Source organism: Streptomyces sp. Z26 (genome assembly GCF_003665095.1).
Lineage (GTDB): Bacteria > Actinomycetota > Actinomycetes > Streptomycetales > Streptomycetaceae > Streptomyces > Streptomyces phytohabitans.
Window position 1 is genome coordinate 1 of sequence record NZ_RCHV01000003.1, and the last position, 6219, is coordinate 6219.

General features: G+C 73.6%; 10 protein-coding genes and 1 pseudogene. 10 read left to right on the forward strand and 1 reads right to left on the reverse strand.

From position 1 onward, the window contains the following. Positions 1–198 precede the first annotated feature (198 nt). The 4 genes and pseudogenes from D7M15_RS28095 to D7M15_RS28110 all read left to right on the forward strand — a co-directional run bounded on the left by D7M15_RS28095 (position 199) and on the right by D7M15_RS28110 (position 2113). Positions 199–840: pseudogene (locus D7M15_RS28095) on the forward strand (N-acetylmuramoyl-L-alanine amidase). Continuing rightward, on the forward strand, positions 831–989 hold the full coding sequence (locus tag D7M15_RS28645; RefSeq protein WP_165906394.1) for a hypothetical protein: 159 nt from the start codon (positions 831–833) through the stop codon (positions 987–989). The pseudogene D7M15_RS28095 and the gene D7M15_RS28645 overlap by 10 nt, the downstream one beginning before the upstream one ends. Positions 990–1131: 142 nt before the next feature. Continuing rightward, positions 1132–1842 (forward strand): hypothetical protein, encoded by a 711-nt coding sequence (locus D7M15_RS28105; protein ID WP_240649753.1) that lies wholly within the window; start codon positions 1132–1134, stop codon positions 1840–1842. Next, positions 1832–2113, forward strand: coding sequence for a hypothetical protein (locus D7M15_RS28110; RefSeq protein ID WP_121518162.1), 282 nt, complete (start codon positions 1832–1834; stop codon positions 2111–2113). Before D7M15_RS28105 ends, D7M15_RS28110 begins: the two co-directional genes overlap by 11 nt. Positions 2114–2219: 106 nt before the next feature. Here D7M15_RS28110 and D7M15_RS28115 read toward each other — a convergent pair whose 3' ends face one another. Beyond that, the gene (locus D7M15_RS28115) at positions 2220–3434 is read right to left on the reverse strand and encodes a helix-turn-helix domain-containing protein (RefSeq protein WP_240649754.1); all 1215 of its coding nucleotides are present in this window, start codon (positions 3432–3434) and stop codon (positions 2220–2222) included. A gap of 144 nt (positions 3435–3578) precedes the next feature. Here D7M15_RS28115 and D7M15_RS28650 point away from each other — a divergent pair, with 144 nt between their 5' ends. From D7M15_RS28650 to D7M15_RS28140, 6 genes are all read left to right on the forward strand, one after another. Next, positions 3579–3749, forward strand: a complete 171-nt coding sequence (locus tag D7M15_RS28650; RefSeq protein WP_165906269.1) for a hypothetical protein — start codon at positions 3579–3581, stop codon at positions 3747–3749. Beyond that, a complete protein-coding gene (locus D7M15_RS28120; protein WP_121518160.1) occupies positions 3746–3967 on the forward strand; it encodes a hypothetical protein in 222 nt (73 codons plus the stop codon). Before D7M15_RS28650 ends, D7M15_RS28120 begins: the two co-directional genes overlap by 4 nt. Continuing rightward, positions 3964–4440: a hypothetical protein gene (locus D7M15_RS28125; protein WP_121518159.1), complete on the forward strand. Its 477-nt coding sequence runs from the start codon at positions 3964–3966 to the stop codon at positions 4438–4440. The genes D7M15_RS28120 and D7M15_RS28125 overlap by 4 nt, the downstream gene beginning before the upstream one ends. Before the next feature lie 456 nt (positions 4441–4896). Beyond that, positions 4897–5316 carry a hypothetical protein gene (locus D7M15_RS28135; protein WP_240649755.1) on the forward strand — a complete coding sequence of 140 codons (420 nt, stop codon included), beginning with the start codon at positions 4897–4899 and terminating at the stop codon, positions 5314–5316. Between the two features lie 74 nt (positions 5317–5390). Beyond that, complete coding sequence (locus D7M15_RS28655; protein ID WP_165906395.1) at positions 5391–5561, forward strand: hypothetical protein; 171 nt, start codon at positions 5391–5393, stop codon at positions 5559–5561. 198 nt (positions 5562–5759) lie between these two features. After that, positions 5760–6219, forward strand: a 460-nt coding sequence (locus tag D7M15_RS28140) for a recombinase family protein (protein ID WP_133306652.1), incomplete at its 3' end; no start/stop codon positions are given.

Here is a 6219-nt window from a genome sequence, read left to right on the forward strand (position 1 = left end):
CCGGGCTCGTCGGCCGCGCTGCGCTCACCGTGGTGCCGGGCAGTCGTACGCCAGCCGGGCTCACCGTGCGCGTCACCGCGTCCCTGCTCGTCGCGGCGGGCGCGTACGTGGACGTCACCGCGTACGCCTGACCCCTCCTCAACTCCCCGCGCCACACCGGCCCGGGGTGCTCACCCCTGCCCTGGAAGGGGGCTGATCATGGCCACACCGCTCACCTTCACCAACTTCGTCGACGCCATGCGCGACGAGGGCGTCACCGTCAAGGTCGTCGGGGACGCCGCGCGGCACAACCGCAACAAGCAGGGCGCCTGGGGCCCGGTCCACGGCGTCGTGATCCACCACACCGTGACCAAGGGCTCCCAGCGCACGGTCGACATCTCCGCGACGGCTATTCCAGCCTGCCCGGCCCGCTCTGCCACGGCGTCATCACCAAGGACGGCACGGTGCACGTCGTCGGGTACGGCCGCGCCAACCACGCGGGCCTCGGGGACGACGACGTACTGCGCGCGGTGATCGCCGAACGGGATCTGCCGCGCGATGACGAGGCAACACCGACGGCAACTCCCGTCTCTACGGCTTCGAGTGCGAGAACCTCGGGGACGGCGAGGACCCGTGGCCGGCGGCCCAGCTGAGGCCATCGAGAAGGCCGCCGCCGCGCTCTGCCGGGCGCACGGCTGGAGTGCCGCATCCGTGCTCGGGCATCTGGAGTGGCAGCCGGGCAAGGTCGACCCGCGTGGCTTCGGCATGGACGGGATGCGCGACCGGATCGCGGAACGACTCGGGGCAAGCCGACGCCGCGGCCGCAGCTCCCGGCACCGAAGCGCCCGAAGGTGTCGCTGAAGAAGCTGGTCGCCGCCGCCCGCTCCAACCCGAAGGCGAAGGGCCAGCCCGTCACCTACTCCGGTGTCCGTACGTATGAGGCGGCGCTCGTCGATGAGGCCTCCTCGCCAAGCAGCTCCTGGACGGCCACTTCGGCACGGCCACCCTGACCGCGACGTCCGAGTGGCAGGAGCGCTTGGGCTACCGCGGCCGGAAGCCGGGCGAGGGCGCCGACGGCATCCCCGGCCGCGACTCCGCCACCAAGCTCGGCCGCAAGCACGGCTTCGACCTCGTCGACTGAAGGAGAACCCCATGTCCGAACCGATCGAGACCAAGGTCAAGGCGAGCACGGCGGCCGCGTACCTCGGGAGTACCGGCCTGCTCGCGATGCTCACCGCCGTCCAGGACAACGCCGGGCTGGTCAGCAGCCTCCGGACGTCCTCGAACCGTTCGTGCTCGCGCTCGTCCCGGCCGCCATCACCGGCGTCGCCGGATGGGGTGCGAAGCACACCCCCCGCCGTACGCGGGGGGTGTGACGTGCGGGCGGCGGTACGGCGGCTGGGGCACCGCCTGAGCTACCGCGGCGCCGCCCTCCTGCTGTGCGGGCTCGGCTGGATCAACTACGGCATCGGCCTCGTCGAGGACCCGCGGTACGGGACCGTACGCGGCGTCGAGGCCCTGACCAACATCATGCCGATCGCCGGGTGGGGCGCCGTGTGGATCACCTCCGGCGCCCTGTCCGTCGTGGCCGCGACCCGGCCCGGCCGGAGGGACTGGTGGGGGTGGGGCGCGGCGGCGGCCCCGCCCGCGTGGTGGGCGCTCGCCTACACCACGGCGCGTGCCGTGGACGCGTACCCGCAGGGCTGGTACTCCGGCATCACCTGGGCGGTGACGCCGGGCCTGCTGGCGATCCTGGCGGCGGCGACGCGGAAGATCCTCGCCCAGCGCCGCGAGTTGAGCTTGGTGCGGTGCAGGCTGGCCGCGGCGTCCGGGCCCGAGAGAGGCGGCCGCCATGGGATCTGAGCTGGTCAGCTTCGCCAACGTCCTGGTGGGCGGCGTGGTCGCGGTCGCGGTGGCGTGGATCTCCCGGGGGCGCGGAGACCCGGCGGAGGCGGCGGCCGGGACGGCGCTGGAGTCCCTGGCCGATCTGGCGGGCGAGCAGACCCGGCTCGTACGGGCGCTGCGCCGGTACGTACGGCAACTGCGCGCCGCGATCATCGTGTTGGGCGCGGTCCCGCCGGAACCGGCCGACCCGGGCGACGCCGACCTGATCCGCACGGCAGACGAACCCTGACCCGCCGCATACGTACGCGCGCCCCCGCTCTCCTTCGGGAGGGCGGGGGCGCTTCGGCGCGTCCGGGGTCAGCCAGGCCCCGGCACGAGCAGGTGTCCGTGATCGGTCAGCACTTCGCGCACCTCGGGTACGTCCTCGAAGTCCGCCAGGCGCCGGAGCACGACACGGGCCCGCTCAGTCGTACGCTCCGACGACATGTCCCCGAGGCAGCGATGACGTGCTGCGCCTGCTCTGCGGCCTGCTCCGGCTCGTTCGCGTCCGCCAGGGCCACCGCCAGCCACGACCGGTACAGCGCCACCTCCCGGGCGTGGGTGGCGTCGTACCGGCCCAACACGTCCTGGAGCAGGGGCACGGCACGCAGCGGCCGGCGCAGCTCGGTGAACACGCGGGAGTCCATGACCTCCAACTCCTCACGGTTCACCCAGTACGCCCACGACGGGGCAGGCTCGTCGTCGGCGTTGTCGAGCGCGGCGTGCGCCTGGCCGAGCGCGCGAAGGGCGGGCTGCTGCTGCCCTGCTTGCGCGTGCGCCCACGCGGCCCGGTCGAAGAACAGGGCGCGCGTCTTCGCCGGGGCGTCCGGGCCCGCCTCGACGACGGCGGCCGTCGCCAGCGCAAGGCCCTCGCGCGTACGGCCGTTGTTCGACAGGTGGTAGCCGAGGCTCCCGGCGAGCTGTGCCACCAGCGGTGCGTCCCCGGCCTGCCGCGCCGCCGTGAGCCCCAGCTCGTACGCGCGCTCCGCGTCGTCGCCGCGGCCAGCGTCCGACGCGATCCACCCGGCGATCTGCCCCAGCTCCCCGATCTGCACGAGCAGTGCCCGGCCGGTGTCCTCGTCGTGGCTGGACTCGCGGAACAGACGTACGGCCGAGCGGAGTTCGCGGACCGCGGGCGCGATCAGGTCCCCGCCCGCGAGTACATCGTCGGCGAGCCGTAGCCCGTGCACGCGGGCCGCCAGCCCGTGCACCTCGGGGAGGGCAATCCGGCGACCGGCGGGCACCGACAGACGCTCCAGGGTGTCGCCGCCGGGCAGCAGGTCCGCGAGGGTGGCCGCGGCCCCCGGCAGCGTCGCGCCCTCACCACGGGCGTACGCGGCGGCCTGCTCCAACTCACGCAGCGGCGCCCCGAGGACGTGCGCCAGCGCGGCCAGCCACGCATCCGGGATGCGCCCGCCGCGCTCCCACCGCGACACCTCGTTCCGCGTGAGGGTACTGATCCCGGACGCGGCGCACAGACGCAGGGCGAGCGACCGCTGCGAGAGACCCGCGCGCTTGCGGAGTCCGGCCAGGTAGACGCCGAACTGCTCGCGTGGGTCGGCGTTCTGCATGGGGTCAAGCTACCCCGCAGGCCCCCCTCTGGCCCTCCCCGGGCACCTCCCTGGACCCCACGTGCGCCGCTTCCATGAGCGAACGGTGCCCCGCGACCGCGCGAACGGTCCGGGGCTTGGCCGACGCTTCCGAGGAGCATCGACGTGCAGAACCATACGAGTTCGACCGCCCCCGCGGAGGGCGAATCCGCGCCGGAGTGCGACGTGTGCGGCGCGCTCGCCCGGCAGTTGGCGAACGCCACCTACGAGGGGGAGGCGGCGGCACTCGCCGCCGAGTTGGCGTCGCACCCCGCCGCCGCGGCGGTCACCCGATGACCGCCGGGAGCGGCATCCAGCCGGGCGGGGAGTGCGACAGGTGCCACGCCTGGGTCGACGAACGGGTCACCATCGCAATCGTCGAGACCGGGTCCGGTCCGGGCGGCTCCGCGTACGGCTGCCTGCCCTGCGCCCGCATCCGCGCCACGGGCCCGTACGCCCCGGACTGGCTCGTCGGCCTCCTCGACGACATCGACGCCCGACGGGGTACGCGGTGACGGCCGCGCCGCTGGACGTGCCGCGCATCCCGCCCACCGTCCGCCTGATGGGCGAAGACCGGGCGCACGTACGGGACAAGGTCGTCGCCGCGTACCTCGCCGGGCACACCGTCGCCGCAATCATCCGCGCCACCGGCCGGAGCATGCACCTCGTCTACAAGCTCTTGGCCGAGGCCGACGTGCCGCTCCGCGAGCCGCGCCAACCGCACCTGGCCGCGCCGCGCGCGAAGCCGTCCACCCTGCGCTTCCCCGAGCCGCCCCCGGGGCGTACGGACTGGGTCCCGCTGACGGTCGACTGCGACTCGATCCGCGTGGGCGACCTGGTCCTCGTCGACGGGCAGACGCACACCGTGCGGGACCTGCGGAAGGCCAGCCTCGACAAGCTGCTCCGCTTCGATCGCGGCTCGTACCGGCTGGCGTTCCGCGAGGAACTACCCGCCCGGCGCCGAGCCACGGAGGGGAGGCCGCGGTGAGGCAGGTGGTGGCTCAAGTCCTGTACGTGGCCGCCGTCGCCGCGGTGCTCATACCGCTGCTGATCTACAGCACGCCCGGCTGACCGGGCCCGAGATCGGTTCCGCCGTGGTGCTCCCCCGCGGCGCGGCGGAACCCCATCCCGCCCCGGCCGCGCTGACCACCGCGCGCGGCCGGGAGCGGGCACCACCCACCGACCGAGAGGAAGCTCATGTGCCGCGTCACCGGCAGGCCCTGCGACTGGGACAAGCGGAACGACCGCATGGTCTGCCGCAACTGCCACAGGACGATCTTCCTCTGATGACCGCCCCTGTGCCCGGCGCACAGCGGTAGCCGTACGCCGCGCACGGGACCCGCACAGCACAACCCACCGAGAGAGGAACGCACATGACCGATGCACTGCTCTCCACCGACCAGATGACCGCGTCCTGGTCACCATCCGCGACAACAACCCCGGCATGGACGAGCCCACCGCCCGGCGCGTCGTCGGCGAGGCCGCCAAGTTCGTGGCCGCCGGCGCCCAGTACGACCTGCCCCTGGCGCCCTCCCGCACGGTCGACGAGGGCTGGCACGCCCTGATCCTGCACACCGCCCTCTACCGCGACCTGTGCGCCCGCCACGGCCGGTTCGTCGACCACCACCCCGGCTACGACCCCACGCACTACGACCCGGCGATCCTCGACCGGACCCGCGCCGCGATCGAACAGGCCGGGTACACCGTCGACCCGGAGCTGTGGCGCGCGCCCGACGACGGCGCCGTCCCGGTCGCGCGAAGTGCCAGCACGCGCCGGAGTGCGCGATCCGGCCCATGCCGACACCGCAGCCGCCCGTCACGTCGGGCGCGTAGGGTCTGCCGAACCAGAGGCAAGGAGGGATGACGTGACCGAAGCCGAAGCGTGCCGGGTGCAGAGGATGCTGCACCGCATGGGACGGCCGGGGGTTGCCCGCGCCCGTGAACGCGGGCGACCCGGATGGGGAGTGGGCCATCTTCGACCGGGCCGAGCCAGCGCTCCGCCGCGACATCACCGGCGAAGTGCTTGACGCGCTGATCGACGAGGCGGAGAACGCTCCGACGCTGCCAGCTGGCGGGCACGCGCGGCGCGGCTTCATCGTCCCGAGCTGACCTCTCCCGAGCACGAGGCCCCGGCCGCGCCCACCGCGCGCGCCGGGGCCGTTTCACGTGGTCAGGGGCGTGTTGCGGGCAAGGGCGGTCACTCCGGAGACCGGTGACCCACCGTGACATTCACCTAGGGGTGTCTTGAACTCGGTTCTGGGTTCCCGAGACTTTATCCACAGCACCTCTAGTGCGATGCTGGACGGCATGACGCCCACCCGAAGCGACGCCGGAGCCCCGCTCCGCGCCCTCGTCTACGTCCGCATCAGCCAGGACCGGACCGGCGCGCACCTCGGCGTCGACCGCCAGCGCGAGGACTGCCAGGCCCTCGCCGAGCGCAACGGCTGGGAGATCGTCGACACCTACGTCGACAACGACCTGTCCGCCTACTCCGGGAAGCCCCGCAAGGGGTACCGGCAGCTGCTCGCCGACCTCGACGCCGGGCGCGCCACCGTCGTCATCGCGTGGCACACCGACCGGCTCCACCGCTCCCCCACCGAGTTGGAGGAGTACATCGACATCTCCGACCGGCGCGGGGTGTCCACCCACACGTGCCAGGCCGGGATCATCGACCTGTCGACGCCCTCGGGGCGGATGACCGCGCGCATCCTCGGGGCCGTCGCCCGGCACGAGTCCGAGCACAAGGCCGAGCGCGTCGCCCCGCGCC